At 47.6% G+C, this 19,121-nt stretch carries 16 protein-coding genes; 15 read left to right on the forward strand and 1 reads right to left on the reverse strand.

Annotated elements, in window-relative coordinates; translation table 11 throughout:
* From C6P39_RS16285 to clpX, 10 genes are all read left to right on the forward strand, one after another.
* Complete coding sequence (locus C6P39_RS16285) at window positions 1-885, forward strand: 4Fe-4S binding protein (RefSeq protein ID WP_167398066.1); 885 nt, start codon at window positions 1-3, stop codon at window positions 883-885.
* Complete coding sequence (locus tag C6P39_RS16290) at window positions 875-1,297, forward strand: RrF2 family transcriptional regulator (protein WP_095171581.1); 423 nt, start codon at window positions 875-877, stop codon at window positions 1,295-1,297. The genes C6P39_RS16285 and C6P39_RS16290 overlap by 11 nt, the downstream gene beginning before the upstream one ends.
* A 6-nt stretch (window positions 1,298-1,303) precedes the next feature.
* Window positions 1,304-2,668, forward strand: a complete 1,365-nt coding sequence (locus tag C6P39_RS16295; RefSeq protein WP_104804486.1) for an FAD-dependent oxidoreductase — start codon at window positions 1,304-1,306, stop codon at window positions 2,666-2,668.
* 83 nt (window positions 2,669-2,751) lie between these two features.
* Window positions 2,752-3,297, forward strand: a complete 546-nt coding sequence (locus C6P39_RS16300; protein WP_095171577.1) for a shikimate kinase — start codon at window positions 2,752-2,754, stop codon at window positions 3,295-3,297.
* Window positions 3,298-3,634: 337 nt separating this feature from the next.
* Window positions 3,635-5,038, forward strand: a complete 1,404-nt coding sequence (locus C6P39_RS16310; protein ID WP_104804488.1) for an undecaprenyl-phosphate glucose phosphotransferase — start codon at window positions 3,635-3,637, stop codon at window positions 5,036-5,038.
* A gap of 18 nt (window positions 5,039-5,056) precedes the next feature.
* On the forward strand, window positions 5,057-6,607 hold the full coding sequence (locus C6P39_RS16315) for an LCP family protein (RefSeq protein WP_104804489.1): 1,551 nt from the start codon (window positions 5,057-5,059) through the stop codon (window positions 6,605-6,607).
* Window positions 6,608-6,680: 73 nt separating this feature from the next.
* The gene (locus tag C6P39_RS16320; protein WP_095171569.1) at window positions 6,681-7,607 is read left to right on the forward strand and encodes a glycosyltransferase; all 927 of its coding nucleotides are present in this window, start codon (window positions 6,681-6,683) and stop codon (window positions 7,605-7,607) included.
* A 99-nt stretch (window positions 7,608-7,706) separates the two neighbouring features.
* Window positions 7,707-9,533 (forward strand): glutamine--fructose-6-phosphate transaminase (isomerizing), encoded by a 1,827-nt coding sequence (gene glmS, locus C6P39_RS16325; RefSeq protein WP_095171566.1) that lies wholly within the window; start codon window positions 7,707-7,709, stop codon window positions 9,531-9,533.
* A gap of 217 nt (window positions 9,534-9,750) precedes the next feature.
* Window positions 9,751-11,598, forward strand: a complete 1,848-nt coding sequence (locus tag C6P39_RS16330; RefSeq protein WP_207657134.1) for a S1C family serine protease — start codon at window positions 9,751-9,753, stop codon at window positions 11,596-11,598.
* A gap of 226 nt (window positions 11,599-11,824) precedes the next feature.
* Window positions 11,825-13,261, forward strand: a complete 1,437-nt coding sequence (gene clpX / locus C6P39_RS16335) for an ATP-dependent Clp protease ATP-binding subunit ClpX (protein WP_104804490.1) — start codon at window positions 11,825-11,827, stop codon at window positions 13,259-13,261.
* 152 nt (window positions 13,262-13,413) lie between these two features.
* Here the strand turns inward: clpX and C6P39_RS16340 are convergent, their stop codons facing one another.
* The gene (locus C6P39_RS16340; RefSeq protein ID WP_104804491.1) at window positions 13,414-13,782 is read right to left on the reverse strand and encodes a VOC family protein; all 369 of its coding nucleotides are present in this window, start codon (window positions 13,780-13,782) and stop codon (window positions 13,414-13,416) included.
* A 288-nt stretch (window positions 13,783-14,070) separates the two neighbouring features.
* On the opposite strand from C6P39_RS16340, the gene rho reads away from it, so the two are divergent.
* The 5 genes from rho (at window position 14,071) to prfA (ending at window position 18,973) form a co-directional block, all read left to right on the forward strand.
* Complete coding sequence (gene rho, locus C6P39_RS16345) at window positions 14,071-15,582, forward strand: transcription termination factor Rho (RefSeq protein WP_104804492.1); 1,512 nt, start codon at window positions 14,071-14,073, stop codon at window positions 15,580-15,582.
* Between the two features lie 104 nt (window positions 15,583-15,686).
* Window positions 15,687-15,890 carry a 50S ribosomal protein L31 gene (gene rpmE / locus C6P39_RS16350; protein WP_018593782.1) on the forward strand — a complete coding sequence of 68 codons (204 nt, stop codon included), beginning with the start codon at window positions 15,687-15,689 and terminating at the stop codon, window positions 15,888-15,890.
* Between the two features lie 117 nt (window positions 15,891-16,007).
* On the forward strand, window positions 16,008-17,054 hold the full coding sequence (locus C6P39_RS16355) for a DUF1385 domain-containing protein (protein ID WP_104804493.1): 1,047 nt from the start codon (window positions 16,008-16,010) through the stop codon (window positions 17,052-17,054).
* Window positions 17,041-17,907: a peptide chain release factor N(5)-glutamine methyltransferase gene (gene prmC, locus C6P39_RS16360; RefSeq protein WP_104804494.1), complete on the forward strand. Its 867-nt coding sequence runs from the start codon at window positions 17,041-17,043 to the stop codon at window positions 17,905-17,907. The genes C6P39_RS16355 and prmC overlap by 14 nt, the downstream gene beginning before the upstream one ends.
* Window positions 17,900-18,973, forward strand: a complete 1,074-nt coding sequence (gene prfA, locus C6P39_RS16365) for a peptide chain release factor 1 (protein ID WP_095171551.1) — start codon at window positions 17,900-17,902, stop codon at window positions 18,971-18,973. The genes prmC and prfA overlap by 8 nt, the downstream gene beginning before the upstream one ends.
* Window positions 18,974-19,121 lie beyond the last annotated feature (148 nt).

Genomic DNA, 19,121 nt, shown 5'->3' on the forward strand with positions numbered 1-19,121 from the left:
ATCTGGCAGAAGATCCAGAACAGGCTGCGGCTGATTGTGCAGGTGGGATTTACGGCACTGACCAACGGCTATGTTTTGGGATTTATCAAAGGAAGGATTTATAAAGGTCCCACCAAGGCGCTGTGTGTGCCGGGGCTGAATTGCTACTCCTGTCCGGGAGCACTTGGGGCCTGTCCCATTGGCTCTCTGCAGGCAGTGCTGGGGAGTCGTAATTATCGGTTTTCCTTTTATATTATCGGATTTCTGATTTTTATCGGTTCCCTGATCGGAAGATTTGTGTGCGGCTGGCTTTGCCCGTTTGGGCTGATTCAGGATCTTCTTTATAAGATACCGTTTCTTAAAAAGAGAAAGAGGAAGAATCTGCCGGGGCACAGATGGCTTATATGGCTGAAATATGTGATATTAGTGGTATTTGTGATACTGCTGCCAATGTTTTATGTGGATATTATCGGACAGGGAAGTCCCTGGTTCTGCCAGTTTATCTGTCCCAGCGGGACACTGACCGCAGGTATTCCCCTGGTGCTTTTAAATAAGGATCTGCAGGGAGCGATCGGATTTCTGTTTGCCTGGAAGGTGGCGATCCTGGTGGTGATCGTGCTCCTTTCCCTTATGGTATACAGGCCGTTTTGTAAATATCTGTGTCCTCTGGGCGCGGTTTACGGCCTGTTTAATCCGATTGCGCTGTACCGATATCAGGTGGATGAATCTAAGTGCAACCGGTGCGGGAGCTGTCAGAGGGCCTGTAAGATGGATATCCGTGTGTGGGAGAATCCCAACAGCAGGGAGTGTATCCGCTGCGGCGACTGCATCAGGAGTTGTAAACGCGGTGCTATATGCACAAGCATGAAAAAGAACAGGAGTGAGGGTGAGAAAAATGACAAGTGAATTTGCAATTGCAGTACATGCGCTGGTTTATCTGAACCATAAACAGGAGACCCTGGCAAGTGAGGAGCTGGCAAAGAATGTCTGTACCAATCCGGCGCGTATCCGTAAGGTTATGGCAAAGCTGAAAAAGAAGAATCTTATCGCCACCAAAGAGGGACAGAATGGTGGGTACCATACTTCTATGGAAGCAGGGGATGTGGATCTTGCCATGATTTATGACGCATTGGAGACAGAGGCTGTGTGCGCGTCCTGGAAGTCCGGGAATCCGGATATGGAATGTATGGTAGCTTCTGGGATGGCTGACATTATGGATGATATTTATGGCGAGCTGAATGAAGTTTGCAGGGAAAAACTCAGTAAAATAACCATAGAGGATATAGATAAAAGGATTTTCCACAGAGAGGAAAGGTAAAGAGATATGAAAAAATATGATGCAGTGATCATCGGATTTGGCAAAGGCGGCAAAACACTGGCAGGCAAGCTGGCAGGACAGGGTAAAAAGGTGGCAATGATTGAGAAGGACGCGGGCATGTACGGCGGAACCTGTATCAATGTGGGGTGTATCCCGTCAAAATCCCTGATCAGAAGCTCCGGGCTGGCTTTTAATAAGAAAGAAGCATCACCGGAAGAGAGGACTGCGGATTATGAAGCGGCCATTGATGAAAAGAGAAGGCTTACCTCCATGCTCCGGGAAAAGAATTTCAGGAAGCTGGATGACCTGGAAAATGTGGATGTATATAACGGAACTGCATCGTTTGTCTCCAACACAGTTGTGGAGGTGAAGATGGCTGAGGAAACCTTTGAAATCAAGGGGGAGAAAATCTTTATCAACGCAGGAGGAACCCCTGTGATCCCGCCGATCAAAGGGCTGGAAGGTAATCCCTTTGTACATACCAGCGCAGAACTGATGGATTTAAGAGACTATCCAAAGCGCCTTGTGATCGTGGGAGGCGGTTATATTGGCCTGGAGTTTGCTTCCATGTATTCAGGATTCGGAACAAAGGTGACGGTTCTGCAGGACGGGGAAGTGCTGATCCCAAGAGAAGACAGGGATATCGCGGGTGCTATTCAGGGTGTGCTGGAAAACCGCGGTGTGACCTTTAAGCTGGGAGCCGGGATCCACGAGATCGCCCAGGCAGACGGCCATGCCCTGGTGAAGCTGACGTTCAAAGGACAGGAGGAAATCCTGGAGGCAGATGCTGTGCTGATCGCAACCGGAAGAAAACCCAACACGGAAGGTCTGCACGCGGAGCGGGCAGGGGTAGCGCTTAACAGCAGAGGGGCAGTGGTTGTGGATGACAATCTGAAGACAACGGCTGATAATATCTGGGCCATGGGAGATGTGCACGGCGGGCTGCAGTTTACTTATACTTCCCTGGATGATTTCAGGATCATCTGGTCCCAGATGAACGGCGGCAGCTATGCACTCTCCAGGAGAAAGGCGGTTCCTTACAGTGTGTTTATCTCTCCCTCCTATTCCCGCGTGGGAATGAATGAGACAGAGGCCAGGAAGGCAGAGATACCGGTGAAGATCGCAGTACTTCCGGCAGCAGCCATCCCCAAAGCACAAGTTTTGAAGAATCCCCAGGGCATGTTAAAGGCAGTGATCCATGAGGAAACAGGGCAGATACTGGGAGCTATGCTTCTCTGTGAGGAGTCCTACGAGATGATCAACACTATAAAACTGGCAATGGACTTAGGTGCTCCTTATCAAGTGCTGCGTGACCAGATCTATACCCATCCAACTATGAGCGAGGCGTTCAACGACCTGTTTGCTGTCTGATGAAAAAAGAATTGCTATTTTTCCTGTTTCTGTTATAATAAATTCATTGCTTTACATTCATAAAGGGAAACAGGGGAAACAGCATGAAAGACAAGAGAGATTTTGGATATAATATCGTCCTTATCGGATTTATGGGAGCAGGAAAATCCACAATTGCGCGTACACTGAGTGAAAAGTACGGCCTGGAAGTAGTGGAGATGGACCAGCTTATCTCCGAAAGAGAGAAGATGAGCATACCGGAAATTTTTGAGACTCACGGTGAGGAATATTTCCGCAATCTGGAGACAGAACTTTTGATCGAGCTGCAGGACAGGAAAAATGTAGTCGTATCCTGCGGAGGCGGGGTACCTATGCGGGAGTGTAATGTGGCAGAGATGAAAAAGAACGGCAGAGTGGTGCTGCTGTCCGCCTCTGCGGAGGTGATCCTGGAACGGGTAAAGGACAGTCATGACCGTCCCGTCATAGAGGGCAACAAGACAGTAGCGTACATCCGTTCGCTTATGGAAAAACGCAGAGAAAAATACATGGCAGCAGCGGATTTTATTGTCAATACGGACAAAAAAAGCGCGGAAGAAATCTGTAGGGAACTGGTGGAAAAATTGGAAGAAAGTAACAAAAATATGGAATAATGTTACGTGAAAAAACGGCATTTTGCAGTAAAAAAACCTGCAAATTGCCGTTTTTTTGCCTTCTTAAGGAGTCTTCAGAAAATGTTTTGTTGCCTTTTCGTTAAATTTATAGTATTATAAGTGGGAATTATCGTAACTAAGCAGCAGGTCTGCGCATTTACTGTGCTGACTGTAAGACCGCGTTTTACAGACAGGCGCAAATTCCATTGTCAAAGGCAGTTTGCATGGATTTTTGTCTGTGATTGTGAAGGTACTGAACGGTTACGGATGATCGTGGTCAGCTGGCAGAGTAAAGTGCAGATGGCTGCGAATTATGAAGAAGAGAAGGTGATAAACCTTGATAAAAGAGAACCAGAAGCATTTTAACCGTCTGCAGGTGGTGATCGATGCTTTTGTGATTGCGCTCTCTTATTTTCTGGCTTGGGTCATTAAGTTTTATGTACCTTTCCTGAACGACAATGTAGGAAGATTACCTTTCCGGGTCTATATGTCAGCGCTGCTGTTCATTGTGCCCGGATATTTGATATTAAATTATGCATTTAACATGTATACGCCAAAGCGTATGCAGGGAAGAAGGCTGGAACTTTCCAATATCATTAAGGCCAATACCATTGGGATGTTTCTGTTTGTCGGGGCCTTATATCTGGTTAAGCAGATTGATTTTTCCCGTCATGTTATTGTCATTTTTTATGTGGTCAATATTTTTCTGGAGACTGTGTCCAGGAACCTTATAAGGCTGGGGCTGCGTCAGATGCGCTCCAAGGGATATAACCAGAAGCATGTTCTTTTGGTGGGCTACAGCCGTGCCGCTGAGGAATATATCGACCGTATTCTCGCAAATCCCCAGTGGGGATATAAGGTGAGAGGAATTCTGGATGACCATATTGAGGCGGGAACCGAGTATAAGGGGATCAAAGTGCTGGGAAGGATTGCCAATCTGATGGTGATCCTGCCGCAGAACCACCTGGATGAGATTGCCATCACTCTTGGACTGAATGAGTATTACCGTCTGGAACAGATTGTGGCGCTCTGTGAAAAATCAGGAGTGCATACAAAATTTATACCGGATTATAACCGCATCATCCCCACAAAACCCTATACAGAGGACATTCTGGGACTGCCGGTTATCAATATCCGATATGTGCCCCTATCCAATACCTTCAATGCCCTGATAAAGCGCATTATGGATCTTGGAGGCGCGCTGGCCGCAATTGTATTATTTTCACCGGTTATGCTTTTCTCGGTGATCATGATAAAAATCACATCTCCCGGGCCGCTTATTTATAAGCAGGAGAGGGTGGGTCTGCACAACCGGAATTTTATGATGTACAAATTCCGCTCCATGGATGTGCAGCCGCCGGAAGAGGAGAAAAAAGCCTGGACCGTTAAGGATGACCCAAGAGTCACCAATTTCGGCAAATTTATGAGAAAAACAAGTATCGACGAACTGCCTCAGCTTTTCAATGTACTGCGCGGAGAGATGAGTCTGGTTGGTCCCAGACCGGAGCGTCCGTTTTTTGTGGAAAAGTTCCGGGAAGAGATACCCAGATACATGATCAAGCATCAGGTACGCCCAGGACTTACGGGATGGGCTCAGGTGAATGGATACAGGGGAAACACCTCCATCCGCAAGCGAATTGAGTATGACCTGTATTACATTGAGAACTGGACCATAGGGCTTGATATTAAGATACTGTTTCTCACAGTTTTTAAGGGCTTTGTAAACAAAAACGCTTATTAGTAAATAAGGGGAAGTGAAATGGCAAAAAAGAACAAAAGCGTCAGAAGACGCAGAAAAAGAAGAGTGCTTTTTGGTATTGAACTGTTTGTGCTGCTGATCCTGGTGGGCGGACTCTTCATATACGCTAAGGTTAACGAAAAGATGAATAAGCTGGATCTTGACAACAACAACTCGGAAGAAGCAAGCCAGGTTGAGGTCAATGAGGACGTGATCGGTAGCAAAACGCTGAAGGGATTTACCAACATTGCTTTGTTCGGTGTGGATAATAGAGAAGAAAATGTAAAATCAGGACAGAGTGATACGACCATTATTGCCAGTATCAACAATGATACAAAAGAAGTGAAGCTGGTTTCTCTTTACAGGGATACCTATGTGAATATTGGCAATGACGTCTATACCAGATGTAATGCCGCGTATAATACCGGCGGTCCGACCCAGGCAATGTCTATGATAAATACAAACCTGGATTTGAATATTACTAATTATGTTGCCGTGAATTTTAAAGCGTTGGCTACTGCAATTGACTGTCTGGGCGGTCTTGATGTGGATATGACCTATGTTGAGATCAAGAACATGAATGATTACTGTGTGGAGACGGCAAAAGTGACAGGTATGGATTATGAACCTATTGAAATGCCGGAGTACCCTGGTGATGATAAACAGGAGTCAGAGATTATAGGCACTTATCACCTGAATGGTGTCCAGGCAACATCATACTGCCGTATCCGCTATACCAGCGGCTGGGATATGAAGCGTACCGAACGTCAGCGATACATCATTTCTCTTATTGTAGAAAAGGCAAAAAAAGCAAGTCTGTCCACATTGAACGATATTATGGACGAGGTATTTCCAATGATCGCCACTGATTTCAGTAAGAGCGATCTGATAAAGCTTGGCATGGGCATCCTGTCTTACAAGCTGGGAGAAACCAGCGGATTTCCCACCAGTAACATGATGGGAGAGGAAGTGAAACGCAGTCCTGTAGGTGAAGATTATGTGATACCTACAACTTTGGAGACAAACGTTAAAGCACTGCATCAGTTCCTTTTTGGAGAAGAAAGCTATGAACCTTCTGAGACAGTAAAACAGAGAAGTGACTATATTGCAGGCTTTTCAGGATTCGGAAATTCTTATGTTTCAGATGAGCAGAAAGCATTTATATCAGAACGGGCCTCCACTTATGACGGGTCTGCGCTCAAGCAGTCAAGCAAAAGCGGTTCTGTCGGCTCCGGTGATACGGATGACAGCGGTTCCGGTGGCTATAGCGATTCTTCTGATTACAGCGACAGTGGCCCTTCCGACTACAGCGACAGCGGCTCTTCCGACTACAGTGACAGCGGTTCTTCCGACTACAGCGACAGCGGTTCTTCCGATTACAGTGACAGCGGATCCTCCGACTACAGTGACGGCGGATCATCCGATTACAACAGCGGAGATGATTACGATGATTCCGACGATAATTATGACAATGGTTATGATGACAGCCAGGATAACGGATACAGCGGCGGTGGTTCAGGAGATTCCGGTGACAATGGAACCGGAAGCGGCGAGTATGAAGATTATGAATAAAAAATAAGAAAAGCGGCAGGGGATGTTGTGTGTATAACACAGCATCCCTTGTGCCATATCAAGGAGGGATCCAATGGATTCTTATACAGTGACAGTGATAATACCGGTATACAAACCGGATGAAAAGTTCAGGAAGCTGATGAAAGGGCTGAAGAGGCAGACCTATCCCATAAAAGAAATCCTGATCATGAATACAGAAGAAGAATTCTGGAAAGATGCCTGGATACAGGGGATGGAAAATGTCCGGGTGGAACACTTAAAAAAAGAAGAATTTGACCACGGTGGAACAAGGGCCAGGGCGGCGGCTGTGAGCACAGGCAATATACTGGTCTTTTTTACACAGGATGCAGTGCCTGCGGATGAACATGTGGTGGAAGAACTGGTAAAAGCTTTCCATGATCCCAAGGTGGGGGCAGCTTACGGCAGACAGCTTGCAGACAAAGACTGCCGTATCATTGAAAAGTACACACGTTCCTTTAATTATCCGGCAAAGAGCAGCGTCAAGAGCAAAGACGACCTGCCGGATCTGGGGATCAAAACCTTTTTCTGCTCCAACGTCTGTGCAGCATACAGAAGGAGTATTTATGAAAAAATGGGAGGGTTTATCACACACACCATTTTTAATGAGGATATGATTTTTGCTGGCAGACTGATTCTGGAAGGTTACTGTGTGGCATATGAGGCGGAGGCCAAGGTCATTCATTCCCACAATTACGGGTGTATGCAGCAGTTTAGACGAAACTTTGATCTGGCAGTATCTCAGGCGGACCATCCGGAAGTTTTTGCAGGTATCCGTTCTGAAAGTGAGGGCATCCGCCTGGTAAAAAAGACGGCAGGGTATCTGTTCAAAATACACAGACCCTGGCTGATCGCGGAGCTGGTGGTGAAGAGCGGCTTTAAATTTCTGGGTTACCGCATGGGAAAATCCTACCGCCGTCTGCCCAGATCCGTTATAAATTTTTGTACTATGAACGCTTCTTACTGGACATCAACACAATAATCTGCTAAAATAGGCCATGTTTCATGGATAGAAAGACAAACACACCGGATGATAAGACAAAGATAGAAAGACCGATCCGGTTACATGGAGGAAATGATTATGTGTGGAATAGTTGGTTATATCGGAGAAGAACAGGCAGCCCCCATTTTGCTGGAAGGCCTGGAGAAACTGGAATACAGAGGATACGATTCCGCGGGAATCGCTGTCTATAATGGAACATCCATTGAGATGATGAAGTCCATGGGAAGGCTGAAGATCCTGGATGAGCTTACCCACGGCGGAGCAACTCTGCCGGGTACCGTGGGGATCGGACATACCAGATGGGCAACGCACGGTTCACCTTCCGATGTCAATGCCCATCCCCATTTCAATAAAGAGCAGACCATTGTTGTAGTACATAATGGGATCATCGAGAACTATATGAAACTGAAGAAGAAACTGGAGGCAAAAGGTTACGAATTTGTGTCTGAGACAGATACAGAGGTAATCGCCCATCTTCTGGATTATTATTACAAGGGAGATCCGCTGGAGACCATCGCCAAGATCATGCACCGTATGGAAGGCTCTTATGCACTGGGCATTATGTTCAAAGACCAGCCCGATAAACTTTACGCAGTGAGAAAAGACAGCCCTCTCATTGTGGGGAGGAGCAATGTGGGAAATTTGATCGCCTCCGATGTGCCGGCAGTGCTGAAATACACAAGAGATGTGTATTTTATTGAGAATGAAGAGATTGTCTGCATGACAAAAGACAACATCACCTTCTACAATATTGACGAGGAGGAACTGGAGAAAGAGCCTACTACCATTGAATGGGACATTGACGCGGCAGAAAAAGGCGGCTATGAGTTTTTCATGCTCAAAGAGATGTATGAACAGCCCCAGGCAGTCGGTGACACCCTGAATCCCCGGATCAAGGACGGCAATGTAGTGATTGAAGAACTGGGCATGTCTGATGACGAGATCCGCAGCATCCGCAAGATATACATGATCGCCTGCGGTTCCGCTTACCATACCTGCGTATCCGCAAAATATGTGTTTGAAGGTCTGGCCAGGATACCGGTTGAGGTAGACCTGGCAAGTGAATTCCGTTACCGCCACCCCATCTATGAGCCGGATACCCTGGCGATCATCGTGAGCCAGTCAGGGGAAACCGCGGATTCCTTAGCCGCTCTGCGTGAGGCGAAAGATCACGGGATCAAGGTGCTGGGGATTGTCAATGTGGTGGGAAGCTCCATTGCCAGGGAAGCAGACAATGTAATGTACACTTGGGCAGGACCCGAGATCGCGGTTGCCACCACAAAGGCATACAGTACCCAGCTCATCGCCCATTATCTGCTGGCGCTGAAATTTGCCAAAGCCAGAGGAGAGATTGATGATACACAGATGGCGGAGATGGTGGAGGATTTGAAGAAGCTTCCCGGACAGATTGAGATGCTGCTGGAGAACAAGAAAAGGATCCAGAAATTTGCCAACCGTTATCTGGCTACAGAGCATGTGTTTTTCATCGGAAGGGGACTGGACTATGCCATTTCTCTGGAAGGTTCCTTGAAATTAAAGGAAATCTCCTATATCCATTCAGAGGCGTACGCAGCGGGCGAATTAAAACACGGCACGATCTCCCTGATCGAGGAGGATACCCTTGTGACCGCAGTTGCCACCCAGGAAGAACTGTACAAGAAAACACTCAGCAATATACAGGAAGTTAAGACAAGAGGCGCATTTGTGCTGGCTGTGACAAATGTGGGCAATACCGAAATTGAGAAAACTGCGGATTATGTGATCTATCTGCCAAAGACAAATAAATACTTTACCAATTCTCTGGCAGTGGTACCGCTTCAGCTTTTTGCATACTATGTGTCTCTCGGAAAAGGCCTGGACGTGGATAAGCCCAGAAACCTGGCCAAATCTGTGACTGTAGAATAGAATTTCATTTTTTCTTTGCTGTTTTATCACAATTTGAACACAAATGGCTGGTAAACTATGTTCAGAAAGATAAGAAATAAGAGAATTAAAGTAACGATTCCGCAGCCGAGCAAAATCCCAACGCCAAAGGCGGTTCCACAGGGATTTTTGTTCGTGACTGTGAAGAGACGGAACCGTTACAATTTAGAGATAGATAGCAGTGAAGGGAGAATGTATCATGAGTGAAGAATTCAAAGAAGGCATGAATGAGAACCGTGGTGTGGAGGAAGACAATACTTCCGGTATGGATACAACGGGCGGTGTAAACTTTACGATAAAAGATGCGGCAGATGTGAGGCCGTCAGAACCGGAGCAGGCAGCACCGGAACAGGCGGCACCGGAAACTTTGGTTCAGACAGCACCGGATTCTGCAGCGGCACCCGGAATGGAATCCCCAGTACCGGGCAGGGAGCCGGGGACACCGGCCTATGAAACCGGAGCAGCCATGTCAGAGGCAGCTGCAGCCAAAGAGCCGGATCATACGAATACAGACAGCGCCGGAGAAAAAGCAGAAGAACCTGCCGCAGCTCCCACACCGGAGAATCCTGTCTATGCCCGTTCCTACAAGGGTGAACCGAAAAAGGAAGAGTGGTATGAGAAGGAGAGGAAGAAAAATTATGATTCCTACAAATTTTCATCCCCCATTCCTCCGGAGAATAATAAAAAAGAGAGGCCCCGGAGATCGCAGGGCGGAATCGGAAAGAAGCTGGGGACAGCAGCAGCCTGCGCAGCAGTTTTCGGTCTGGTTGCCGGTGTAGTCTTTCAGGCAACCAATTACGTGGGTGACAAAGTAAATCCAAAAGAAAATATAAAAATAGAGAACACGCAGACAACCGGTGATAACTCCGCAAAAGAAAACAACGCGATCAGCACCGGCAATACGGATTCCTCCGGGGCCACTGTTGCCCAGGTGGCTAAAAATGCCATGCCTTCTATTGTGTCCATTGTAGGAGTGAGTGTTCAGGAACTGCCTGATATCTATAAGTATTTCTATGGGGAGCAGGCACAGGAAGCAAAGAGCAGTGGTTCCGGTATCATTGTCAGCCAGAATGATACAGAACTTCTCATAGCCACCAACAATCATGTGGTGAGCGGTGCGGATTCCCTCACGGTATTCTTTACCAACCAGGACGGCAGCGCGGTTACAAGTTCCCAGGTGGAGAAGACCAGCAGCGAACAGGGAGAGGGCACAGAGGAGTCGGAAAACCCGGGCAGTGCGGTTGCAGCCCAGGTGAAGGGTACAGATGCGGACAATGACCTGGCGGTCATCTCTGTAAAGCTGTCGGATATCCCTCAGGATATTCTGGAGGAAATCAAAGTGGCAACCATCGGTGACTCCGATGCTCTGGCTATGGGTGAGCAGGTGGTGGCCATCGGCAATGCACTTGGATACGGACAGTCCGTGACCAGCGGTTATGTGAGTGCCCTGAACCGTCATGTGAACTCTGAGAATGCCAACAGCACATTTATCCAGACCGATGCAGCCATCAACCCGGGCAACAGCGGCGGTGCGCTTCTGAATATGAACGGGGAGCTGGTAGGGATTAACTCTGCCAAGATCGCATCCAACGAAGTGGAGGGAGTAGGATTCGCGATTCCTATTTCAAAAGCGGAACCTATCCTGGATGAACTGATGAGCAAGGAAACCAGATATAAAGTGGAAGACGAGGATAAAGCATCTTATCTTGGAATTACATGTACCGATGTAACATCCGAGGCCGTTCAGGTATACGGCATGCCGGTAGGTGTCTTTGTATACAGCCTGGAGGAGGACGGTCCTGCTGCACAGGCAGGTATCCAGAAGGGCGATGTGATCCTGAAGATTGACGGAACAACCCTGAACACCAGGGATGAACTGATCGAGAGACTGCAGTATTATGAAGCAGGGGAGAGCGTGGAGTTTGTCATCTCCCGTGCCCAGAACGGAGAGTACAAAGAGCAGACCGTTACTGTGACCCTGGGTGCAAAAAAAGATGCCAAGACAACGGACAAAGCAGCTGACAAAGGAGAGGAACAATCCCGTTAAGGGTTAAAACAGCAGATAAAAGGTGTCTGCCTGTACATATAAGGGTACAGGCAGATGCCTTTTTCTGCGCAGTTCGGAGCCTGGAGGAGGTTTAAAAGCCCGGTTTTACAGGCAGTTAATGAAAAGTTTACTTGTTACTCATATGAATTTGTGATAAGATACCCACAAACGATATAGAAAATAGTTATGATCAAATTTTATATAGAAAAGGCAGGGAGAACAGGAAATGGCAGACGATAAGGACTATTTGGAGAAATCCGATAAAGAACAAACAGCACCGGACAATACCTCCGGCGATGAGGAAGAATTTGAGAAGATCTGTTTTATGTGCAGAAGGCCGGAGAGCAAAGCAGGGAAGATGATAGACCTGCCAAACGATATCCATATCTGTGTGGAATGTATGCAGAAAAGCTTTGACACCATGAACAATGCACCCATTGACTACAACGATCTGATGAAAAACATGCCAAATGTGAGCATGATCGATCTGAATTCACTGCAGAACCAGATTCCCAAGCGCCAGAGGGTGAAGAAGAAAAAAGAGGAGCCAAAGCAGGAAAATGTGGCGCCAAAGGCATTTGACATCAGAAGTATTCCTGCGCCTCACAAAATAAAAGCAAGCCTGGATGAGTATGTGATCGGACAGGAACGGGCAAAGAAAGTTATGTCGGTAGCTGTATACAACCACTATAAAAGGGTGTTCGCTGACAGGGAAGATGATATAGAGATTGAAAAATCCAATATGCTGATGATTGGACCAACAGGAAGCGGCAAGACATACCTGGTTAAGACCTTGGCAAGGCTTCTGGATGTGCCGCTTGCGATCACGGATGCCACTTCCCTGACGGAGGCCGGTTATATCGGTGATGATATTGAGAGTGTTGTCAGCAAACTTCTGGCAGCAGCCGGCAATGATGTGGAGCGTGCGGAGCACGGCATCATCTTTATTGATGAGATTGATAAGATCGCCAAGAAAAAGAATACCAACCAGAGAGATGTAAGCGGGGAAGCCGTACAGCAGGGAATGCTGAAGCTCTTAGAGGGCAGTGAGGTGGAGGTTCCGGTGGGAGCTAACAGTAAGAATGCTATGGTGCCTCTCACCACTGTGGATACGAAGAACATTCTGTTTATCTGCGGCGGAGCCTTTCCGGATCTGGAAAATATTATCAAGGAGCGGCTGAATAAACAGGCATCCATCGGTTTCTTTGCGGATCTGAAAGACAAATACGACCAAGATGCCAATATACTGGATAAAGTCATTGTGGATGACTTAAAGAAGTTCGGCATGATCCCTGAGTTCTTAGGACGTCTTCCCATTGTCTTCACCCTCAGCGGTCTGACGGAGGAGATGCTGGTGCAGATCCTCAAAGAGCCCAAGAACGCCATCTTAAAACAGTACCAGAAGCTGCTGGCACTGGATGAAGTGAAGCTGGAGTTTGATGACGGAGCCCTGGGCGCCATCGCCAGAATGGCATTGGAGAAACATACAGGTGCCAGAGCCCTGCGGGCTATCCTGGAGGAATACATGCTGGATATTATGTATGAAATTCCCAAGGATGAAAATATTGGGGAAGTTATTATCACAAAGGAATACATTGAACATACCGGCGGTCCCAGGATCCTTCTGCGCGGACAGGAGATTCCCAGGATAGGCATGAACTGATCAATAAAAAAGGACTGTGCATCAGAGGCTAGTGTTCCATCCAGTCAGAAATCATAGTGGCAGTGCTGCTACTATGGTTTCTGGCCGGATGGAGCACTAGTACAGCAGTCCTGAATATGTTCTGCCGGGCGGACATAAGAGGCGCGGCGTGTTTATTTGGCAGGAACCACCTCCAGCCAGTAGCCGTCCGGGTCTGCAATGAAGTAGATGCCCATATCATGATTTTCAAAACAGATACATCCCATTTTTTCGTGGAGTGCATGAGCTTTTTCAAAATCATCTGCCTGGAAAGCCAGATGGAACTCATTGTCACCCAGGCTGTACGGTTCTTCTCTGTCCCGGAGCCATGTCAGTTCCAGCTCAAAGTCAGTCGTCTCATTTCCCACATACACAATGATAAAGGAACCGTCATCGGCAGTGATGCGTCTTTTTTCCGTGAGACCCAGCGCTTCCTCGTAGAAAGCCAGAGAACGTGACAGGTCAGCTACATTGTAATTTTCATGTATCATTTGAAATTTCATAATAACAGTCTCCTTTTCGTAACTGTAAGGGTGCAAAACAGTTACTCTTTTTCTTTTTTTCTATTATAAAATAAGTGAGAGCAGATGGCAATAAGGCAGCAGAAGAAAAAAATCATAAAATGCATATTATTCTTTTGCTTTTTTCCAGAAAGTATGATAGGATAAAAAAGAAGTAGAGACATTCGTAACTATTCAGTAGGTCTGCGCATTTACAAACATTCATAGATCTATTCAAGTCGAATCAGACATTTATCCATTTACCATTATTTTTGAAGAAAGGATTATTAAATGAGAGAAAAATATGAGTCCCTGTCTTTAGGGGCATTAAAAGAAATAGCAAAAGCCAGAGGTATGAGAGGAATATCCACCCTGAAAAAAAGTGAATTGGTGGAGCGTATGGTGCAGGAAGATGATAAGGAACGCCAGATGAAGGATAGCACGGCATCCCAGGAGAACGGACAGGAATCAAGAACTGGGATGAGAGCAGGCAGGGCAGAGGAACGCCAGGATAGCCGGTCATCCCTCCGCCAGGAAGACGTTCAGGAAAACCGGGACCGTCAGGAGAACAGAACATCCGGCCGCCAGGAGGAACACCAGGAAAGCCGCACATTCAGCCGTCAGGAACCCAGGCAGGAGAACCGTACAGAGCGTCCGCCTATGGAGCAGTCTGATCTGGACAGCGGTATCAGTGTCAGCGGGATTTTGGAGGTTCTGCCGGATGGTTATGGATTTATCCGGAGCGAGAATTATCTGCCGGGCGAGAACGATGTCTATGTGTCCCCGTCACAGATCCGCAGATTTAATCTGAAGACCGGGGATATTCTGCGGGGCAATACAAGAGTAAAGAGCCAGAACGAAAAATTTTCAGCTCTCCTGTATGTGACCTCCATTAACGGAATCAAACCCAATGAGATGCGTAGACTGAACTTTGAAGATATGACCCCTATTTTCCCCAATGAGAGACTGCACCTGGAGCGTCCGGGCGGAAGCCTGGCCATGCGTATTGTGGACCTGGTAAGTCCTATCGGCAAGGGACAGAGGGGAATGATCGTATCTCCGCCGAAAGCCGGTAAGACAACCCTCTTAAAAGATGCAGCCAAATCCATTCTGAAGAACAGCCCCAAGATGCATTTGATCATCCTGCTGATCGATGAGCGTCCTGAGGAGGTAACAGATATCAGGGAAGCCATTCAGGGGCCAAATGTGGAGATCATCTATTCCACCTTTGACGAGCTGCCGGAGCATCACAAGAGAGTCTCCGAAATGACCATCGAGCGTGCCAAACGCCTGGTTGAGCATAAAAAAGATGTTACCATATTCATAGACAGTATCACAAGACTGGCAAGGGCTTACAACCTGACAGTTCCGCCCAGCGGCCGTACCCTGTCCGGTGGTCTTGACCCGGCTGCCCTGCACATGCCCAAGCGTTTCTTTGGTGCTGCCAGAAATATGAGAGAGGGCGGAAGCCTTACCATCCTGGCAACAGCCCTGGTGGATACCGGAAGCAAGATGGATGATGTGGTCTACGAGGAGTTCAAGGGAACCGGCAATATGGAGCTGGTCCTGGACAGAAGACTTCAGGAGAAGCGTGTGTTCCCGGCTATTGACATTGCCAAATCCGGTACCAGAAGAGAGGACCTTCTGCTTACGAAAGAGGAGCAGGAGGCAGTGGATATCATGCGCAAAGCCCTGAACGGTATGAAGGCGGATGACGCACTGGAAAATATCCTGAATATGTTCGCTCACACACGCAATAACAGCGAATTTGTACAGACTGTGAAAAAACAACGATTTCTATAATAATACTTGCATTTATAAAAATCATATGCTATAATTTAAAAGCTGTTTGAATTTGTAAAACGCAAAATAAAGATAAATAACAAACGATAGAAGAGGTGAAAAAGATGAAAGAAGGAATCCATCCAAACTACCAGGAATGTACAGTAGTATGCAACTGTGGAAATACATTTAAAACAGGTTCTACAAAGAAAGAACTCCACGTAGAAGTTTGCTCTAAATGTCATCCTTTCTATACAGGACAGCAGAAAGCTGCACAGGCTCGTGGACGTATTGATAAGTTCAACAAAAAATACGGCATGGACAAATAAAAAAACGGGAGAGGCTGAGGTTTTCGGACTTCAGCCTCTTATTGTATCTCCCAGGCAGTTTCTCTGCTTTGGTTAAAACAGAGCTGCCTTTGGGATTTGGATTTTATGGAGGTATAGATGAAATCATCCAACATCGGCGGACAGGCAGTCATGGAAGGCATCATGATGCGTCATCAGGACCAGTATTCTATTGCTGTCCGAAAGCCGGATAAAGAGATTGAAGTTAAGATAGAGGACTACAAGAGTTTTATCAAGAACAAAAAAATCCTTTCTCTTCCTATTATCAGAGGTGTCTTCAATTTTATTGATTCCCTGGTGGTGGGCACGAAATGCCTGATGTATTCCGCCACTTTCTTTGAGGAGGAAGAGGAGGAGATCAAAAAGAGGGAAGCCCTGAACCGGGAGGACCGGGAAAAATACGATGCGAAGCAGAAGAAGATGGAAAATATCCTGATGACAGGAACCGTGATATTTTCCGTTATCCTTTCGGTTGGCCTGTTTATGGTGCTGCCGTATCTGATCGCCAGCCTGCTTCATAAAGTGGGGGCATCCGAGACCGGGGTGACCCTGGCGGAGGCGGTTGTGAGGATCCTGCTCTTTTTGGGATACCTGCTCTTGATCTCTAAGATGGAGGATATCCAGAGAGTGTTCATGTACCATGGAGCGGAGCACAAGTGCATCAACTGTGTGGAGCATGGAAAAGCCCTGACTGTGGAAAATGTCATGGAAAGCTCCAGACTCCACAAACGCTGCGGAACCAGTTTCTTATTTTTTGTTATTGTTGTGAGTATTATATTTTTCCTGGGATTTTTTGCTGTTGTGCCGGTACATACCATGTGGCTGCGTGTTGTGATCCGTATCCTGCTGGTGCCGGTGATCGCAGGGATTTCTTATGAGATTATCCGTCTGGCGGGAAGGAGCGAGAATCCGGTAGTATGCGCTCTCTCAAAGCCCGGTATGGCTATGCAGAAGCTGACCACAAAAGAACCCACACCGGATATGGCAGAGGTTGCCATTGCGGCGGTGGAGGCTGTTTTTGACTGGAAAGCTTATCTGCTGGAAAACTTTCCGGATGCCCGCGAAGAAATAGAACAGGCGGAAAATAGCCGGATGGCCGCTTCACACAGATGCGAAACAGGAGAGGGCTGTTATGCGGACGCATAGAGAGATACATCTGGAGGGAAGGAAGACACTGGAGGAAGCAGGGATCGCGGACAGCAGGTCGGATGCATGGCTTCTGATGGAATATGTGACAGGTATGACCCGGGCTTCCTATTTTCTGAGGGAGACGGAGGAAATGCCGAAAGACCAGGCGGCAAGGTACAGGGAGATGATACAGAGAAGGGCACAGCATATCCCTCTCCAGCACATCACCCATGAGGCCTGGTTTTACGGACTGAAATTTTATGTGGACAGACATGTGCTGATCCCACGGCAGGATACGGAAATTCTGGTTGAGGAAGTGCTCCTCGAAGCCGGGAAGATGCAGGCAGGCGGCAGATTCAGGATTCTGGATATGTGCACAGGCAGCGGCTGCATTTTGCTGGCTCTTTTGTCCGTTCTGAAAGGAGCAAAAGGCACCGGTGTGGATCTGTCCGCTGAAGCGCTTGCCGTGGCAGGGAGAAACAGCAGGGAACTGGGTATTCCGGCTGTATGGAAAAGAAGCGATCTGTTTTCAGATATCAGTGGGACGTATGATATTATCGTGTCCAACCCGCCTTATATAGAGAGTCATGTTATAGACAGTCTGATGGAGGAAGTGAGGGACCATGAGCCGAGAATGGCCCTTGACGGGACAGAGGATGGCCTGTATTTTTACAGAAGGATTTCCCGTGAGGCAGGGGGATATCTGAGGCCGGGAGGAGTCCTGGCTTTTGAGATCGGATATGATCAGGGCGGTCCGGTGCGCCTTATGCTGGAAAATGCCGGATATGAAGAGACCAGAGTAGTGAAAGACCTGGCAGGCCTTGACAGGGTGGTGCTGGGAAGAAAGAAACAGGAGGAACACCATGTTTGATAAGTTAGATGATATTTTGATTCGCCTGGAGGAGATCTTAAATGAGTTAAATGAACCCACAGTGGCGAATGACACGGCGCGCTTCCAGAAGCTGATGAAGGAACAGAGCGACCTGCAGCCCATTGCGGATGCATATCGGGAATATAAAAACTGCAGACAGACAGTGGAAGACAGCCTTATGATGCTGGATGAGGAATCGGACCCGGAGATGCGTGAGATGCTCAAGGAAGAGCTTTCAGACGCAAAGAAGCGCATTGAGGAGCTGGAGCGGGAGCTGAAGATCCTGCTTCTGCCAAAAGACCCAAATGATGAGAAGAACGTTATTGTGGAGATCAGAGCAGGAGCCGGCGGGGATGAGGCCGCACTTTTTGCTGCGGAAATCTACCGCATGTATGTAAAATTCGCGGAATCCCAGAACTGGAAGACTGATATGATGAGCCTCAATGAAAACGGCATCGGCGGTTTCAAAGAGGTCACGTTTATGATCAATGGTAAAGGGGCCTATTCCAGGCTGAAGTATGAAAGCGGTGTACACCGGGTGCAGCGTGTGCCGGAGACAGAGAGCGGCGGACGTATCCACACCTCTACCATCACTGTGGCGATCATGCCGGAAGCGGAGGAGATTGATTTCCACCTGGATATGAATGACTGCAAGTTCGATGTATTCCGTGCTTCCGGAAACGGCGGGCAGTGTGTCAACACCACAGACTCCGCCGTGCGTCTGACCCATATTCCCACAGGGATCGTTATTTCCTGCCAGGATGAAAAGTCACAGCTCAAGAACAAGGACAAGGCGCTGAAAGTGCTGCGTTCCAGACTGTACGAGATGGAACTGGAGAAGCGCCACGACGAGGAAGCAGAGGCAAGAAGAAGCCAGGTAGGTACCGGGGACCGGTCTGAGAAGATCAGAACTTACAACTTCCCCCAGGGACGTGTGACGGACCACAGGATCAAGCTGACCCTGCATCGACTGGACGGTGTGCTGAACGGTGATCTGGAAGAGATCATTGACAGCCTTACTGCTGCGGATCAGGCGGCTAAGCTTACGAAAATGAATGATAAATAGTAACGATTCAATAGGTCTGCGCATTCGCTGCGCTGACCGTAAGAAAGTGTACCACAGTCAAGCAAAAATCCCATCGCCAAAGGCGATTTTGCATGGATTTTTGCCTGTAACTGGGAGGGTATGCGCTGGCTGCCTCGGGATTTTCATG

The organism is Blautia marasmi (genome assembly GCF_900258535.1).
Classification (GTDB): Bacteria; Bacillota; Clostridia; order Lachnospirales; family Lachnospiraceae; genus Blautia; species Blautia hominis.

What these genes read in the sequence shown, in the direction of transcription:
- glmS (WP_095171566.1), top strand. Translation starts at nt 7,707, where the DNA reads ATGTGTGGAATAGTTGGTTATATCGGAGAAGAACAGGCAGCCCCCATT.
- C6P39_RS16320 (WP_095171569.1), top strand. Translation starts at nt 6,681, where the DNA reads ATGGATTCTTATACAGTGACAGTGATAATACCGGTATACAAACCGGAT.
- prfA (WP_095171551.1), top strand. Translation starts at nt 17,900, where the DNA reads ATGTTTGATAAGTTAGATGATATTTTGATTCGCCTGGAGGAGATCTTA.
- C6P39_RS16290 (WP_095171581.1), top strand. Translation starts at nt 875, where the DNA reads ATGACAAGTGAATTTGCAATTGCAGTACATGCGCTGGTTTATCTGAAC.
- C6P39_RS16340 (WP_104804491.1), bottom strand. Translation starts at nt 13,782, where the DNA reads ATGAAATTTCAAATGATACATGAAAATTACAATGTAGCTGACCTGTCA.
- C6P39_RS16315 (WP_104804489.1), top strand. Translation starts at nt 5,057, where the DNA reads ATGGCAAAAAAGAACAAAAGCGTCAGAAGACGCAGAAAAAGAAGAGTG.
- C6P39_RS16295 (WP_104804486.1), top strand. Translation starts at nt 1,304, where the DNA reads ATGAAAAAATATGATGCAGTGATCATCGGATTTGGCAAAGGCGGCAAA.
- rho (WP_104804492.1), top strand. Translation starts at nt 14,071, where the DNA reads ATGAGAGAAAAATATGAGTCCCTGTCTTTAGGGGCATTAAAAGAAATA.
- C6P39_RS16330 (WP_207657134.1), top strand. Translation starts at nt 9,751, where the DNA reads ATGAGTGAAGAATTCAAAGAAGGCATGAATGAGAACCGTGGTGTGGAG.
- C6P39_RS16300 (WP_095171577.1), top strand. Translation starts at nt 2,752, where the DNA reads ATGAAAGACAAGAGAGATTTTGGATATAATATCGTCCTTATCGGATTT.
- prmC (WP_104804494.1), top strand. Translation starts at nt 17,041, where the DNA reads ATGCGGACGCATAGAGAGATACATCTGGAGGGAAGGAAGACACTGGAG.
- C6P39_RS16355 (WP_104804493.1), top strand. Translation starts at nt 16,008, where the DNA reads ATGAAATCATCCAACATCGGCGGACAGGCAGTCATGGAAGGCATCATG.
- clpX (WP_104804490.1), top strand. Translation starts at nt 11,825, where the DNA reads ATGGCAGACGATAAGGACTATTTGGAGAAATCCGATAAAGAACAAACA.
- rpmE (WP_018593782.1), top strand. Translation starts at nt 15,687, where the DNA reads ATGAAAGAAGGAATCCATCCAAACTACCAGGAATGTACAGTAGTATGC.